This window comes from Trueperella sp. LYQ141 (genome assembly GCF_046599555.1).
In the GTDB taxonomy this organism is placed as follows: Bacteria; Actinomycetota; Actinomycetes; order Actinomycetales; family Actinomycetaceae; genus Trueperella.
This window is the reverse complement of sequence record NZ_JBKIWQ010000015.1, coordinates 1-14914: the sequence shown is the minus strand read 5'-3', so window position 1 is coordinate 14914 and position 14914 is coordinate 1. Positions and strand designations below refer to the sequence as shown.

The 14914-nt window shown below is 53.5% G+C and carries 11 protein-coding genes; 6 read left to right on the top strand and 5 right to left on the bottom strand.

What is annotated here, in order from left to right; genetic code table 11:
- On the bottom strand, nt 1-5375 hold a 5375-nt coding region (locus tag ACLHIJ_RS08820), incomplete at its 3' end, for a hypothetical protein (RefSeq protein WP_411298962.1).
- A gap of 670 nt (nt 5376-6045) precedes the next feature.
- On the opposite strand from ACLHIJ_RS08820, the gene ACLHIJ_RS08815 reads away from it, so the two are divergent.
- From ACLHIJ_RS08815 to ACLHIJ_RS08805, 3 genes are read left to right on the top strand one after another with little or no spacing between them, the layout of a single operon-like run.
- On the top strand, nt 6046-6585 hold the full coding sequence (locus ACLHIJ_RS08815) for a cyclophilin-like fold protein (RefSeq protein WP_411298961.1): 540 nt from the start codon (nt 6046-6048) through the stop codon (nt 6583-6585).
- Between the two features lie 7 nt (nt 6586-6592).
- The gene (locus ACLHIJ_RS08810; RefSeq protein WP_411297568.1) at nt 6593-7456 is read left to right on the top strand and encodes a DUF3737 family protein; all 864 of its coding nucleotides are present in this window, start codon (nt 6593-6595) and stop codon (nt 7454-7456) included.
- Nucleotides 7453-8625: a MalY/PatB family protein gene (locus tag ACLHIJ_RS08805; protein ID WP_411298960.1), complete on the top strand. Its 1173-nt coding sequence runs from the start codon at nt 7453-7455 to the stop codon at nt 8623-8625. The genes ACLHIJ_RS08810 and ACLHIJ_RS08805 overlap by 4 nt, the downstream gene beginning before the upstream one ends.
- A 632-nt stretch (nt 8626-9257) precedes the next feature.
- Here the strand turns inward: ACLHIJ_RS08805 and ACLHIJ_RS08800 are convergent.
- Nucleotides 9258-9689, bottom strand: a complete 432-nt coding sequence (locus ACLHIJ_RS08800) for a MerR family transcriptional regulator (RefSeq protein ID WP_411297566.1) — start codon at nt 9687-9689, stop codon at nt 9258-9260.
- A 125-nt stretch (nt 9690-9814) separates the two neighbouring features.
- Between ACLHIJ_RS08800 and ACLHIJ_RS08795 the strand changes: the two genes are divergently transcribed.
- A complete protein-coding gene (locus ACLHIJ_RS08795) occupies nt 9815-10639 on the top strand; it encodes a cupin domain-containing carboxymuconolactone decarboxylase family protein (protein WP_411298959.1) in 825 nt (274 codons plus the stop codon).
- Between the two features lie 221 nt (nt 10640-10860).
- Here the strand turns inward: ACLHIJ_RS08795 and ACLHIJ_RS08790 are convergent, their stop codons facing one another.
- Nucleotides 10861-11115 (bottom strand): hypothetical protein, encoded by a 255-nt coding sequence (locus ACLHIJ_RS08790; RefSeq protein ID WP_411298958.1) that lies wholly within the window; start codon nt 11113-11115, stop codon nt 10861-10863.
- Here ACLHIJ_RS08790 and ACLHIJ_RS08785 point away from each other — a divergent pair.
- Both ACLHIJ_RS08785 and ACLHIJ_RS08780 read left to right on the top strand, forming a co-directional pair.
- Nucleotides 11114-12139, top strand: a complete 1026-nt coding sequence (locus tag ACLHIJ_RS08785) for an aldo/keto reductase (RefSeq protein WP_411298957.1) — start codon at nt 11114-11116, stop codon at nt 12137-12139. The two genes, ACLHIJ_RS08790 and ACLHIJ_RS08785, sit on opposite strands and share 2 nt — an antisense overlap.
- A 35-nt stretch (nt 12140-12174) precedes the next feature.
- Nucleotides 12175-13197, top strand: a complete 1023-nt coding sequence (locus tag ACLHIJ_RS08780) for a zinc-binding dehydrogenase (RefSeq protein WP_411298956.1) — start codon at nt 12175-12177, stop codon at nt 13195-13197.
- 282 nt (nt 13198-13479) lie between these two features.
- On the opposite strand, the gene ACLHIJ_RS08775 is transcribed toward ACLHIJ_RS08780, so the two are convergent.
- Both ACLHIJ_RS08775 and ACLHIJ_RS08770 read right to left on the bottom strand, forming a co-directional pair.
- Nucleotides 13480-13869, bottom strand: coding sequence for a hypothetical protein (locus ACLHIJ_RS08775; protein WP_411298955.1), 390 nt, complete (start codon nt 13867-13869; stop codon nt 13480-13482).
- 181 nt (nt 13870-14050) lie between these two features.
- The coding region (locus tag ACLHIJ_RS08770; protein ID WP_411298954.1) for a Rib/alpha-like domain-containing protein at nt 14051-14914 on the bottom strand (864 nt) is incomplete at its 5' end.

Genomic DNA, 14914 nt, shown 5'->3' with positions numbered 1-14914 from the left:
TTATCCGCCGACTTCACCAACGACAACCCCGGCTTATGCTCCGACGGCACCGACACCGACCCCGAAGCCTCAACCCGAGCAGGAGAATTCTCCCCCACCTTCGGCGGCAAACCAGACACCGACGCCGTATTCGTCACAACACCACGATCCACATCAGCCTGCGACACCACATACGTCGCCGTCGCCAACGCCTTACCACCAGGAGCCAACACCGTCGGATCCAACGCCTTCGTAAACGTCAACCCCACCATCGGATCAGACAACACCACATCAGAAACCGTGACATTACCCGTATTCGTCACCTCAAACGAATACGTAATCGTCTCCCCAGCAACCAACACCGACTTATCCGCCGACTTCACCAACGACAACCCCGGCTTATGCTCCGACGGCACCGACACCGACCCCGAAGCCTCAACCCGAGCAGGAGAATTCTCCCCCACCTTCGGCGGCAAACCAGACACCGACGCCGTATTCGTCACAACACCACGATCCACATCAGCCTGCGACACCACATACGTCGCCGTCGCCAACGCCTTACCACCAGGAGCCAACACCGTCGGATCCAACGCCTTCGTAAACGTCAACCCCACCATCGGATCAGACAACACCACATCAGAAACCGTGACATTACCCGTATTCGTCACCTCAAACGAATACGTAATCGTCTCCCCAGCAACCAACACCGACTTATCCGCCGACTTCACCAACGACAACCCCGGCTTATGCTCCGACGGAATGGAAACCGTATTCGACTGCGCCGATACGTCCGTATTCGCCGGAGATTTACCGTGTGCGGTTGCCTGGTTATCCAGTTTGCCTGCGTCAACGTCTTTCTGCTTGACCACATAGATGGCATCGAAGGTCGTTTCTTCACCTGGCCCAAGGATGACATCCGCGCGTTCTTGGATATTGATACCTTCTAGTGGATCCTGCACCGCAACATTGCTAATCGTTACGTTTCCGGTGTTCACGACCTTAAAGGTGTAGGTGATGAGATCGCCAGCCTTGAGCTTGTAACCAGCCGGCTGTGTTGAGGCTTTCTCTATTGCCAATGCCGGTTCTTGCTTAGCTGACAAGGTTACGCCACTTACTGCACTCGGTTTTTGCCCATCAGGCGCAGTACCTGTTGCCGTAGCTTCGTTCTTGAGGCTACCGCGATCCATATCCTTGGTCGTGATGGTGTACGTTGCCGTACCCGTCGCAGTATCCCCCGGAACAATGCTGGTCTTATTAAGCTTGATAGCTGACAATCCGTCCAGTGGATCCTTCACCGTCAGATCAGAGAGCGTGACATTACCCGTATTCGTCACCTTGAAGGTATAGGTAATCAAGTCACCTGGTCGATACTGATACCCCGCCGGCTTATCCGTCGTCTTTTCCAGGCTAATGGCTGGTTTACGCGGAATCTCTAGCTTCACTGAGCTGGAGTGTGATACCGCTGTTCCCTTCGGCGGAAGCGCATTAGCAACCGCTTTATTCACCAGTGTGCCCGCATCGATATCTGCTTGCGTCACGGTGTATTCCGCTGTTCCTCGGGCTTCTTGACCGGGAGCAAGTTCGGATCGATCTAATTCCACATTCTCCATACCCGGCAAGGGATCATCCACTCGCACCAAGCTGAGCGTCACGTTACCCGTATTGCGAATGACGAAAGTGTATGGAATCTTCTCGCCAAGCGTGAACGTCTCACCGCTCTTCTTCGTCGTGCTCTTTTCAAAATCCATCCCTGGATTTTGCTCTGCCGTGAGTTTATTCGTTGCCATCGCACTATGAGAGGTGTCTATCGGATCTTTCACAACAGCCGAAGCGGTATTAATTAATTCTCCTCGGTCAACATCTGCCTGCTTCACCGTGTACTTGGCGGTTCCAACTGCAGACTTACCGGGAGCGATCTCGGTTGGCGACATCGTAATGGCCCCCACGCCAGGCAGCGGATCAGTGACCGTCACGTCATGCAAGGTCACATTGCCGGTATTTGCCACCGTGAAGGTGTAGGTGATCTCATCACCAACCGTGAGCTTGTATCCGTCCGGACGATCATTCGCCTTCGTAAAGCTCATCGCCGGCTCACGATCCAGCACAACCTTGGCCGATCCCATGTTGTAGTGCATACCGCCTTGCGGCCCGCGGCTGGTGACCATGGCAGTGTTATTGATTCTGCCATTATCCAGATCAGCCTGCGTAACTGCGTACTTTGCAGTGGCGGTCGTTGAGGCTCCCGGTGCAAGGGTATTGACCGGCAGTGCAACGGTGCCACCCAGCATAGGATCTTCCAGAGCAACATCGTGCAAGGTGACGTTACCTGTATTCGTCACCGTAAATACGTATGTGACTTCTTCACCTAGCTTGTAGTTCGTCTTGTCTGCTGGAGTGAACTTTTTATCCAGCTCAATCCGAGGCGCTTGCGGGACGTCCAAATGCACGGTATCGCTCGCCTCAAGTTTCTTCCCGTTCGTATCAGTTCCGCTGGCCGTCGCGGTATTTTCCACATAGCCACGATCAACGTCCTCTTGGGTCACGGTATGTTTTGCACTGACGGACGTAGACTTACTCGGAGCTAATTCGGTGACGTCAAATTTCGTCGGCATGCCCGGCATCGGATCATTCAACGCCAGATTATTCAGCGTCACGTTGCCGTCGTTGGTCAAAGAGAAGGTGTACGTAATCACGTCGCCGAGCTGCAACTTGGCATTTTCCGGCTTATCACTCGTCTTTTTGAAGGTAATTGCCGGCTTCTGATCGCCAACCAACGTCACCGTATCGGTCTTTTCAATCTTGGAACCAGAGGCCGTGGTGAACGATGCTTTTGCCGTATTCTTCAGGACTCCCCGATCAACGTCTTCCTGGGTCACGACGTAATCCATCGTTCCTTGCGCACTCTTCCCAGGATCAATATCCTGCGGGTTCATCGTGATGGTCTTGCCTACAAAGAGCGGATCATCAACCACGAGGTTACGCAAGGTCACGTTTCCGGTGTTCGTCACCGTGAAGGTGTACTTGACCGTATCACCTTTCTTGAGCTTGTAGGTCGCATCTTTATCCGTCGTCTTTGTGAAGGTGAAATCGCGAATACGCTTAATCGGCGCTTCCGCGGTACTAATACGGGAGATTTCCTTGCCGTCTGGCGGTGCTGCTTTTGCGCTAGCAGTATTCAGGATGCTGCCTCTGTTCATATCATCCTGAGTTACTGTGTACGTCGCCGTGCCCGTCGCGGTTTGACCGGGCGTAAGGGTGGTAGGAGTAATAGCGACTGACGCGATACCAGGGTGCGGATCTTCGATTCGGAGGTTATTCAGAGTGACGTTTCCGGTGTTCTTCACGGTAAAGGTGTAGGTCAGTTCCTTACCTACTGCCATTTCCTCTGCCGGCGGATTGTTCACAGTTTTGGTGAACACCATATCCGGGCTGCGATCAGCCGTCAGCGTTGTGGTGGCCTGCTTGGACAGCGGAGCACCCTGACCATCCTTGACGCTTGCAGTGGCGTTATTTACCAGTGTGCCCCGATCGACGTCTTCCTGAGTCACCCGATAGGTGGCTTTCGCCGTCACTGTTTCATTCGGCGCGATAACCGTCTTATCTGCCGGCGTTGTCGTAATCGGACCAAGATTTGCCAAGGCATCACTAATCTTCAAATCCGAAAGCGAGACGTTTCCAGTGTTGACTACCGTGAAGGTGTACTCGATTTCATCGCCGACATTCAGACGGTAGTTGCTGTCCTTGTTGCTCGTCTTAGTGAAATCAAAACTTGGCTTGGCTGTTTCCGTCTTCATATTTGACGTACTTGACGCGGTGCCACCCGAGGAGGCCTTGCCGTCTGAACCGGCATAATTGACTTCCACTTTGTTCACAATCGGAGAGCCGACGCCTTTTGCGTTGACCTTAGCTTGGTACTTGTAGATCGTTTGCTGGTTGTAATCCAGATTTCCACCAGTACTCGCAGTAGCTTTGTTGCCGACGTGCAACTGTATATTGCGGGTGTCGCTCAAATATTCGGAGTCGTCGTCGCCTTTCGCGTCCGTGCGCTTTACTGGTGAACCATTTTCCATGTGCACAATCGAACCAGGGATGTAATCCACACCCTCGGGGAGCGTATCGGTTGCCACTGTCAAGGTTGCAGTGTCATAACCGATATTCTTCATATCCAAGGTGTATTCCAGGATGTCGCCTTCTTTAGCTAAGCCATCGGGCGTGGTGAGGTTCTTAACCGTCTTATTTGCCTTGACATCCGGGGCATACTGTTCAATTTCCGTGGTAAGCACTGTGGGGTAGTAGACGTCGCCCGAAGTTCCCAGGTAGAAGCCCAATTTATCTTGCTTGTTCTTCAGCACTCCGTCGATATTGATGACTTTGGCATCGATACCCATGTTGTTGAGGAAGTTTGGGTTACGATCAGTTTGCTGATTACCCTCATCCGTCACTCGGGAGTTAAAGAAATTCGTCGAGGGGCTACCGTTATCTGACACCCGAGGATTCTTCTCCGCTGGCGTCTCGCCAACTGTCATGTAGTCGCCGGAATAGTAGCCGTCGCCTTCCCAGGTGACCGTACCAACTTTGGCGTGGACCGGCCCGCTCGGAGGGGTAACTAGGCCCGTCAGTGAAATAGAGACGGCGCTACCGGAGACTGTTTGATGGCCAAAGAATACCGACATGTCATTCTTAGGCTTGGAATCATCCTTGTAAACAACAACCAGTGACCATCCCGCATAGGTATCCAAACCCGTTGAAAGGGCCACATCTCCAGCCCAATACGTTCCCTGACCGCCGGCTTTCACCAGTTCTGTGACGTCGGCGTATGCCGTGTAATCTTTCTTATAGTTGGTGAACCGGCTAACTTGTACCGGGCGAATAGTGGTGTAGTTCGGCGTTTTTGGAGTCTTGAATTTGATTGGGAACCCTTGCGAAACCACGGCATCGCTCGCATTTTGCCCGTTCGCCATCGTGCCATCTGCTTTCCGATAGCCGGATCCAGCGATAGTTGACGCACCCCAAATAAGGAATGCCTTTTCAACAGTTGCGCCCGGATTGATAGTGATATTTACCGACGTTGAGGATGTCGTCGTTTCCGGACTGCCGTCAAGATCAATGGGGCTCATGAAGTATGAGTTATTCATCGCCGTCGGATTATTCATGGCAGCGTTGACGACGCTTGCCCCATGAATATCAACAGAGGGCATCATCAGGGTATTTCCCGTGATCTTAATATTTCCCTTTGCTTGAATATTATAGATTCGCGAAAAATTGGTTTGCCCATTCACTGTCGCAGCAGTGGCAATCCCAGAAAATCCGGAAATTCCACCCATCAACATGATGGCCAAAAGAATTGACAATGCCCGGACCCACAGCACGCGGGCCTTCTTCACCGACATCAACATTGCATCGCTCCTACCGTGACGCAAAAATCGACAGAATAACCCGCCAAGTATAGCAAGTTAGCGACGGCAACATAAGGGGCTGACGTCTCAGTTTGATTACAAAACTCCTGGCTTTTCACTGACCCATCGGAGGCGCACCCCCTTGCAGATGCGCCGAACGTCAACCATCAAACCCCTGGCTATTTCCAACTAGCCCACTGGCAACCCCTCGCGCCATTATCTCGACATTAAAATTGAATGAATCAAAACAAATATCTGACAGACACAAATCAAATAATTACCCGACGGGATGCGGCGCTACCACAGGCATACCCAGCCGCGAGGAACCCCCTTTCCAACTCTCGCCCCCTTGTAACCAGTAGAGGTGAATACGGCAATATTGCAATATCGGCGCCAGGCTCGTAAACATACACATCCACATCAGCCCAAACAACACCGAATCTCAGCCCGACACACAAGGAGCGCATACACCCATACACCCCTATCCCGCCCACTACTGCCATGCCCCAATCGCCAAACCCCACCTCTTTAACGCACACGATACAACCCCTGGCGCACATTACCTCGATCACACACTCATGCAATTGACTTAGAGTTAAGTTTAAGTTTTAGGGTGATTGTACAAACAGTCTCCCTGCCATCCCGCCATCACTAGCTAAGGAGAGCAAGCATGCCAGCGCGCATATCCGCTTCTACCCGACTAGTCCTATTATTGGCGCTACTCGTCAGCCCATCTGGATGCGCCACCACCCAATCAACAGACGCTCCCCACGAGCATCACAGCTCCACCCCATCCAGCAATCTCGCACCCGAGGAATCCACCGTGAATACCACCGCACTCTTTTTAACAATTGACGGACACCCCCTTGACGTCACCTGGCAAAACAGCGCAACAGTCAGCCAGCTTGCCCAATTAAGTGAATCTCAAGCACTATCCCTCAACGCTCAGCCCTACGGCGGATTTGAATTAGTCAGTGAGCTACCTACAAAAATCACTCGCTCCGATCGGCCCTACCGCGCCACCCGTGGCGATATCCTGCTCTACCAAGGAAATACCCTCGTCGTTATGCTCGGGCAAAACTCATGGGAGTACACCCCACTCGGAAGAATCACCACGAGCTCCCTGCCCGACCTAGATTCAATCACCCCTCATACTTCACACGTTCTCACCCTCTCCCATTCCACACCCTTGCCAAGAAAGGACGGCTGACCGCAATATGCCCCTCCCCTACGCACAGACCCTCACCAGAGAAGTCCACACGGGCGAACGCTCGCTTTTCCATGCACACGATCTCAACATCGTTGATAGCACTTTTCTCAATGGCGAATCTCCCCTGAAAGAAAGCCAGCACCTCGCTATCGAATCCACCAGCTTCCAATGGAAATACCCCCTGTGGTATTGCACCGATATTGAGCTACGCAACTGCGCATTGCTTGACACTGCGCGCTCCGGTATCTGGTACACCAGCGACATCCGCATATCAGATTCCCTCATTGCAGCGCCTAAAACGTTCCGACGCTCACAGGGCATAACACTCACACATGTCGATATGCCCAATGCGTTAGAAAGCCTGTGGTCCTGCACCGACGTCACAATGCACGACGTCAGCGCCCAAGGCGATTACTTCGCCATGAACTGCCACAATCTCACCGCTCACAACCTGCGACTAACTGGGAACTACGCCTTTGATGGCGGGCGAAATATCGAAATTCATGACGCCATTTTGCTCTCAAAAGACGCCTTCTGGAATTGTGAGAACGTCACCGTTTACAACTCGACAATCGTCGGAGAGTACCTCGGATGGAACTCAAAAAATCTCACCTTCATCAACTGCACTATCGAGAGCCTGCAAGGACTGTGCTACATAGACAACCTCGTCTTACGTGACTGCCGCCTGATAAACACCACCTTAGCCTTTGAATACTCCACTGTAGCGGCACACATAACTGGTCGAATTTCCAGTGTCCTCAATCCACGTCAGGCACATATTCAATGCGAGGGAATCGACGAGCTAATTTTAGACCCCGATAAAATCGATCCCACACAGACCGTTATTCTCAACCCGAAAGCCACATCATGACCAGCCAATTTGATAATATCGTTGACCGTCGCCACACCAATTCCATGAAGTGGGATGTTGCCGATCACGAATTGCCTATGTGGGTGGCAGATATGGATTTCCCAACTGCGCCCGTCGTACACGAAGCCATTATTCGCCGTGCTAACCACGGAATTTTTGGTTACACCGACGTCCCCAGCGATTTCAGCCAGGCCCTCTGCTGGTGGTGGCGCGAACGGCACGGATGGCACATCCAGCCCGAATGGCTTCACTTTTGTACGGGTGTCGTCCCAGCGCTTTCCTCTATGGTTCGATCATTAACCGACGTGGGAGATCGAATTGCTGTCATCACCCCGGCATACAACATCTTTTTTCATTCCATCCTCAACAGCAATCGGCAAGTCGCTCCCTGCGATTTACGTTATGACAACGGAGAATATTCCGTAGATTTCCCGGCGTTGGAAGCCACGCTCGCCGATCCGAAAGTCACGCTGCTAATCTTGTGCAACCCGCACAATCCCGTGGGAATACTGTGGGATCGGCAAACACTGGAACGAATTGGCGATATGTGCGACCGGCATAAGGTGACGGTTATCAGCGACGAGATCCACTGCGATATTAGCGCTCCCAACTGCTCATATATTCCGTTCGCCGCAGCTTCACCAACCTGTTCCCGCATTAGCGCCATCTGCCTATCGGCAAGTAAAGCCTTTAATATCGCAGGAATTCAGGCCGCTGCCGTCGTTGTTCCCAATGCGCAGTTGCGCGAGGATATTGTGCGCGGATTACATCGGGACGAAGTGGCCGAGCCGAATGTTTTTGCAATCGATGCCACTGTGGCAGCCTTTAGCCCGCGCGGTGCTCAGTGGTTGGATTCTTTACGTCGCTACCTTTGGGAGAATCGACGCTATGCCGAGGATTACCTTGCTAAATATCTGCCCGTGGTGCGTGCAATTCCCGCTCAGGCCACATATCTGTTATGGCTTGACTGCTCTGCCATCACGACAGATAGCACGAAGTTGGCCGCATGCATCCGAAAAACTAGTGGTTTAGTCCTTTCCGATGGTGCAATTTTCCGGGGAAATGGTCAGGAATTTTTGCGATTAAACCTTGCCTGCCCGAGATCTCAGCTTGATGACGGCTTACAGCGCTTACGCACAGGCGTCTTGGCATATCTCGCCCAGGCATAGTATCTGCATAACGCCTGGTCAAGTTGGTAACGAGCACCCACCGAACATCGCCCGTAAAAGCGGGAAGAATAAGGATGAGGAGTCGATTTACAACAGAGCTGTGGGCAGAACTGACGATAGAACCGATGCTCGTGGTGGCGAGGAACTCCGGAATATCATGGCAGTCGAACTGACGATAGAACCAGTAGCAGAGTTGACGACAGAAAAACACAGACTGCGGCTAATCTCCTCCTGGTCAACGATCCCACCCCATGTTTCAGATCAGTACTTTTTATCCAGTTTCATATAGTGCTGACGGTAATTAGCCACCAAGCGACTACCGAGTAGTAGCAAAATTCTCGGCAGAACTACCAGCAGAAACCACCAGCCCATCGGAGGCGCCCCCTTGCAGATGTGCCGAACATCAACCATCAAACCCCTGGCTATTTCCAACTAACGCACTGGCAACCCCTCACGCCATTATCTCGACATTAAAATTGAATGAATCAAAACACATATCTGACAGCCACATCAAATGATTACCCGACGGGATGCGGCGCTACCATCTGCGGCGCCACTAACCCGCACTGCAGATACTTCCAGCTCTGCCTAGCGGAAAACCCGACTAGCCTCTCTGCATTTTCTGCCCTGGGCTACGAGGTTTTACCTTTTCGCGGATTGGCACACTGCCGATCTTTATATAGCTCGAACAAATCGACGTCCTGCTCCGCAAGCTCAGATTGATACATGCGAATCTTGTACTGCACAAGTTCCAGATTCGTCTGGTAATGCGCCAATTTATCAATTAAATGTTGCTCGTGACGAAGCATGATTTCCAGTAGCTCGCGCTCTGCCCCCGCGACCTTTGCACGGCGTAGCTTTACGTAGCGAGCGAGGTCAGCAATGCTCATGCCAGTTGATCTCATGTGGTCGATAAATTGCAGCCAGGCAATATCTTCCTCACTATAGCGGCGCACACCAGCCGGAGTTCGCGCCGGTTCTACCAGGCCTTCCTTTTCGTAATAGCGCAGGGTTGAAGCCGGTAAATCGCACATCTCAGCGGCTTTTCCAATGCTGTACTCCACGGCTGCTTCTCCTTTTCCACTGGTTTACCACAAGGCTTGACTTAAAGTTCACTTCATGTTTTACCGTGGCTATATCGAAACGGCAAATTATTCTCGCCGTCAATCAGACTTAGGAGAACACGACGATGAGCACCTCATCAGCCGACTGGCAACCAGTTGATCCTCGATTTTTCACCGGAAACGCCCGATTGCGTATGGATACCGTCGCGCCAGAAATAGCAGTTGCCGCCGTTCAATTCGACCCCGGATGCCGCAACTACTGGCACTCCCATCCCGTATCCCAAACCTTGATTGTGACCGACGGATTAGGCATCTACCAGGAAGTTGGGCAGCCAGCTATCGTACTGCGCCCAGGGATGACCCTCTATATCGGCCCGGACGTCCTACATTGGCATGGCGCAACTCCGAACTGCGCTATGACGCATACGGCCATCACGCTGAATGATCCCGAACGCGGCAACGCCATCTGGGCACAGGAGGTTGACGAGGAAACCTACCTCCGAGCTTATGACCAGCTTCAGCTTGACGAGCAATGCACCCCGAGCGATCCCGCAGGAGAACGCGATGCCACCCTATCCCCGTCATCAGGCAATACGAATGAGAATCCGTCCCCCAATCACCCCATCACTACACATCGCCCCGTCACAGCCGGACGCGATCAACTCGGAACTTTCGCGCCGATGTTCGCAGAACTAAATGATGACGTGCTCTTCGGGCAGGTATGGGCACGCACGGACGAACTATCAGCGCGCGACCGCTCGCTCATCACCATCACCACCCTTATGGCCAGCGGTATCACTGATTCCTCCCTCCGTTTCCATCTCGATACTGCTCGAAACAATGGCATAACCAAAGCAGAGATTGCCGAAATCATCACCCATGCTGCGTTCTATATGGGATGGCCGAAAGCCTGGGCGGTCTTCAATCTTGCCAAAGACGTATGGGTCTAGGTCTAAACCTCTCCACAGCACTGTTTAGGAACGAAAAGGCGGTTGAACATGTTTGGAGCTGACGACGTACCTCCCCAACAACAGGTATTGCCCGAAAGGCGAACCTCAAAATACGTATGACCCGCAGGCATAAGACCCGCTTTCAGCTAGGAAAGCAACGTTCCTCACTAGCATACGTACCCGCTGTCGGGTGTGGCGTGGCTGCGGATCACGCTTATTGCTTAGCCGGCAGATCCGTCAGTAGATCGCATACCCCACTTACCGGGCACACGATTCACCAGTAATACTGCAAAAGCAGAGCATTTACTCAAGCAGCGGTAATCACCCCTAGCCAGCATCGCCGCACCCAACATAGCTCCCCAGCTCCCCAGCAATACCCAGCCAACACAGCAAGACGAGTCAGCTCGGCACGCGAACACGGTAATGGCTTCCATACCGTCAGGATCATGCCGCCCTACCTGAGAAGAGATACCCATGAAATACACCCACCTTCCCCATACTGACCTACTCGTTTCCAATATCTGTTTAGGAGGAATGAGTTTTGGGCAGGCTGGTAACGGATGGCACGAATGGACCTTAGATGCCGAGGTCAGCGAAAACATCATCGCCCACGCCTTTGAGCGCGGAATCACCTTTATTGATACCGCAAACTGTTATGCGCATGGCACCAGCGAAGAATACATTGGCAAAGCATTGCGCAATCTCGGTATTTCACGCGATCGCGTCATCCTCGCGTCAAAAGTATTCTTTAATCCAGGTGGCAGCTCTGCCGAAGCTATCACCCATGAAATCGACGGCACCCTACGCCGACTCGGCACTGATTACCTTGACCTATACATCCTGCACAGATTCGATTACGCCACCCCCATCGAAGAGACGTTGCAGGCACTCGACACCCTTGTTCGCACTGGGAAAGTGCGCGCTTTGGGGGCGAGTGAAATGTACGCCTATCAGTTCCACAACCTCATCCACACAGCAGAGCGCAATGGCTGGAGGCCCTTTTCCACCATGCAATGCCATCACAACCTGCTATATCGGGAAAACGAACGGGAAATGTTGCCCGTCTGCCGCCAATACGGGGTTCTACCGACGCCGTACTCTCCGTTAGCCTCCGGGCATCTCGCCCGAACGAGCTGGAACGCCGATTCCTCCCGCAGTCGCACCGACGCCACCATGCGCAATAAATACGATTCCGCACAGGAAAAAGCACTACCCATCATCAAGCGAGTAGGCGAAATCGCCGATAGGTATGGGGTGTCAATGGCTCAAGTCGCGCTCGCCTGGCAGTGGACACATGGGCCGTCTGCCCCTATCGTTGGCTGTTCGCGACCCGAGCGAGTAGATCAAGCAATCGCAGCCCTCGATCTTGAACTATCTGCCGACGATATTGCCTACCTAGAAGAACCATACTGTGCTCACGAACTGGTTGGACCACTCGCCCGCCCAGGAGAAAAAGCCCTCGCCGGCACGGTTCAACCTGGTTCAGGGAACACAAATTAAATACGCCATCATTAATCACACCTAAGGAGTTCTATATGCGCGCCGTAATAATGGACGGTCCTGGCCATCCCATCGTCACAGACGTTCCGGATCCACAGATCTGCGAACCCACCGACGCCGTAATTAAAATTCTTCTCGCCTGTATCTGTGGCTCGGATCTGTGGCCATATCGCGGATTAGAAGATGCCCAGCAGCTACGGATGGGGCATGAATACGTCGGTATCGTCACTCAGATTGGCAAGGAGGTCACGACGGTATCGGTTGGAGATTACGTCGTCGGTTCTTTCGCTATCTCTGATGGCACCTGCGAAATCTGCCAAGCTGGCTACCCATCGCGCTGTCGGAATGGCTCTTTCGTTCACGGATCCATTGGCACACAGGCAGAATATGCCCGCATCCCGTATGCAGATGGCACTCTCGTTCGGCTTGCTGAAAAGCCTGACGAGGACGTGCTCCCCTCGCTGCTAGCTGCTTCCGACGTGCTGGGAACGGGATGGTTCGCTGCCGATGCCGCCGGAGCTGGCCCGGGGAAAACTATTGCTGTTGTCGGTGACGGGGCAGTCGGGCTTATGGGGGTATTGGCCGCCCGTGAATTAGGAGCGGAGCGGATCATTATTTCTTCACGTCATCCGCAACGCCAGGCACTGGCTCGTTCATTCGGGGCGACGGATATTATCGTCGAACGTGGCGAGCAGGCAGTGGCAGCAGTTCGGGAATTAACTGGTGGATACGGAGCACATGGCACGATTGAAGCGGTCGGCACGCAAGAATCCATGATGCAGGCTATTGGTTCGACTCGCCCAGGTGGTTCTGTTGGCTACGTCGGGGTGTCTCACGGGGTCAATCTGCCAGGTGGAGATCTGTTTTTTGCGCTGATAAAGCTGCAAGGTGGGCCAGCGCCTGTCCGACGTTACCTGCCGGATTTGATTGACCGGATTATGCGCCGGCAAATCAATCCAGGGGCAGTCTTTGATATGGAGCTACCGCTCGATCAGGCTGCCGAGGGTTATCGAGCAATGGATGAGCGTACCGCCGTCAAGGTGCTATTGCGCCCATAGATTTATCGTTTCACTGTTGCTATAGGCAGCTCAATAGAGCTGTGCCTTGCACGGACAGGTAGCGGTGACACTTCGTTGCTACTCGGGGTGACCGTTATTAACGGTTACAGCGTGTGGCTCGAAGCCGTGCTAACTGGCGCGGCAGAGCCCCCTGCCTACCCGTACAATAACCACTGCTTACCCGTACAATATGCCCCTGCTTACCTGCACAATGCTGCCGATGGGTGGCGGAACGCCGAATGTTCCGCCACCCATCGCTCGATATATCCTTGCCCGCTACCGCTATCCGTTACGGCGGCGACGATACAGCCCAAGCAGTACCGCTCCGGCGCTGAGGAAAATACTGGCAGCCACTATCGCCACCGCACTGTGCGCTCCCGTATAGCTCAGATGTGGAGCAGGAGCAGTGCTGATAATACCCGCATGCGGATCAGGCGTTGCTACACCTGGCTGCGGTGTGACCGCTCCTGGATTAGCTGGCTGTGGGGTCGGCACAGGCGACGAGACCGGATCCGGCTTTGGCTGCGGCACGGGATTAGGATTGGGATCAGGATTCGGCGTCGGTTCCGGATCTGGGGTTGGCTCTGGTTCTGGATCTGGGGTTGGCTCTGGTTCTGGAGCGGGCTCCGAACGCGGATCCAACCGCAAGGCCGTCACAGCATTCTTCAACAACAGCGTCGTTGCGCGCAGATCATTTTGTGATCGCTGATAGAAGCACGTATGCGAGATAGTGTTGCTGTTTTCGTGATTCTGTATCGCTCGTGAGGCAAGCGTTATAACGGCAAACAGTAGGGGCGGCTGATTTCTCAGCCGCCCCTATCCGTGTGAACTATTTAGAAGTAGTTCTTAGGGGTTATGCATCGCGACGACGCAGCACAGCCAGGCCGCCCAAGAGGAGCATAGCCAGAGCAGTAAGTCCAAGCGTCATAACGCTTGCACCCGTGTGCGCCAGGATTCCGCCCTTAACCGGACCGCGAGTCTCAACGACCGTGCCAGCAGCCGGAACTGCCTTGCCGATGAGGACCTTGACGATGTCGGAAACGGAGTCACCCTTCTTCACGATGACGGACACTGCACCACCTTCGGTGGTCTTGGCGGGATCAACCGGAATCTGGAGCTTGCCATCCTTGACCGGAACTTCCGTGCCGGTACCCGTGGTCCACTTACCAGTGGTCGGATCCTTCGTGACAACAACCTCAGAACCATCAGGCAAGGTCACCACAACGGTATCGCCAACCAGTGGCTCGCCAACCTTAACCTTGTCATCGCCAGCCTTGATCGGATCAACAACCGGCTTAGTCGGCTTGACATCCGGCTTACCAATCGTCACCTTAGTCTCTTCCGAAACGGAATCGCCCTTCTTGGTCACGACAGTAACCTCGCCACCTTCAGTGGTCTTGGCCGGATCAACCGGAATCTCCAACTTGCCATCCTTGACCGGAACTTCCGTGCCGGTACCCGTGGTCCACTTACCAGTGGTCGGATCCTTCGTGACAACAACCTCAGAACCATCAGGCAAGGTCACCACAACGGTATCGCCAACCAGTGGCTCGCCAACCTTAACCTTGTCATCGCCAGCCTTGATCGGATCAACAACCGGCTTAGTCGGAGCAGCATCAGTGACCGTGATCTTACCCGTCACCGTCTCCGTAGACTTATCCGGATAGGTCACCTTGATCGTCACATCCTGATCACCAGGCGTATCACTCTTCGGAGT

Coding starts and splice junctions, on each gene's coding strand:
- ACLHIJ_RS08815 (WP_411298961.1), top strand. CDS start 6,046: ATGCCAGCGCGCATATCCGCTTCTACCCGACTAGTCCTATTATTGGCG.
- ACLHIJ_RS08810 (WP_411297568.1), top strand. CDS start 6,593: ATGCCCCTCCCCTACGCACAGACCCTCACCAGAGAAGTCCACACGGGC.
- ACLHIJ_RS08805 (WP_411298960.1), top strand. CDS start 7,453: ATGACCAGCCAATTTGATAATATCGTTGACCGTCGCCACACCAATTCC.
- ACLHIJ_RS08795 (WP_411298959.1), top strand. CDS start 9,815: ATGAGCACCTCATCAGCCGACTGGCAACCAGTTGATCCTCGATTTTTC.
- ACLHIJ_RS08785 (WP_411298957.1), top strand. CDS start 11,114: ATGAAATACACCCACCTTCCCCATACTGACCTACTCGTTTCCAATATC.
- ACLHIJ_RS08790 (WP_411298958.1), bottom strand. CDS start 11,115: ATGGGTATCTCTTCTCAGGTAGGGCGGCATGATCCTGACGGTATGGAA.
- ACLHIJ_RS08780 (WP_411298956.1), top strand. CDS start 12,175: ATGCGCGCCGTAATAATGGACGGTCCTGGCCATCCCATCGTCACAGAC.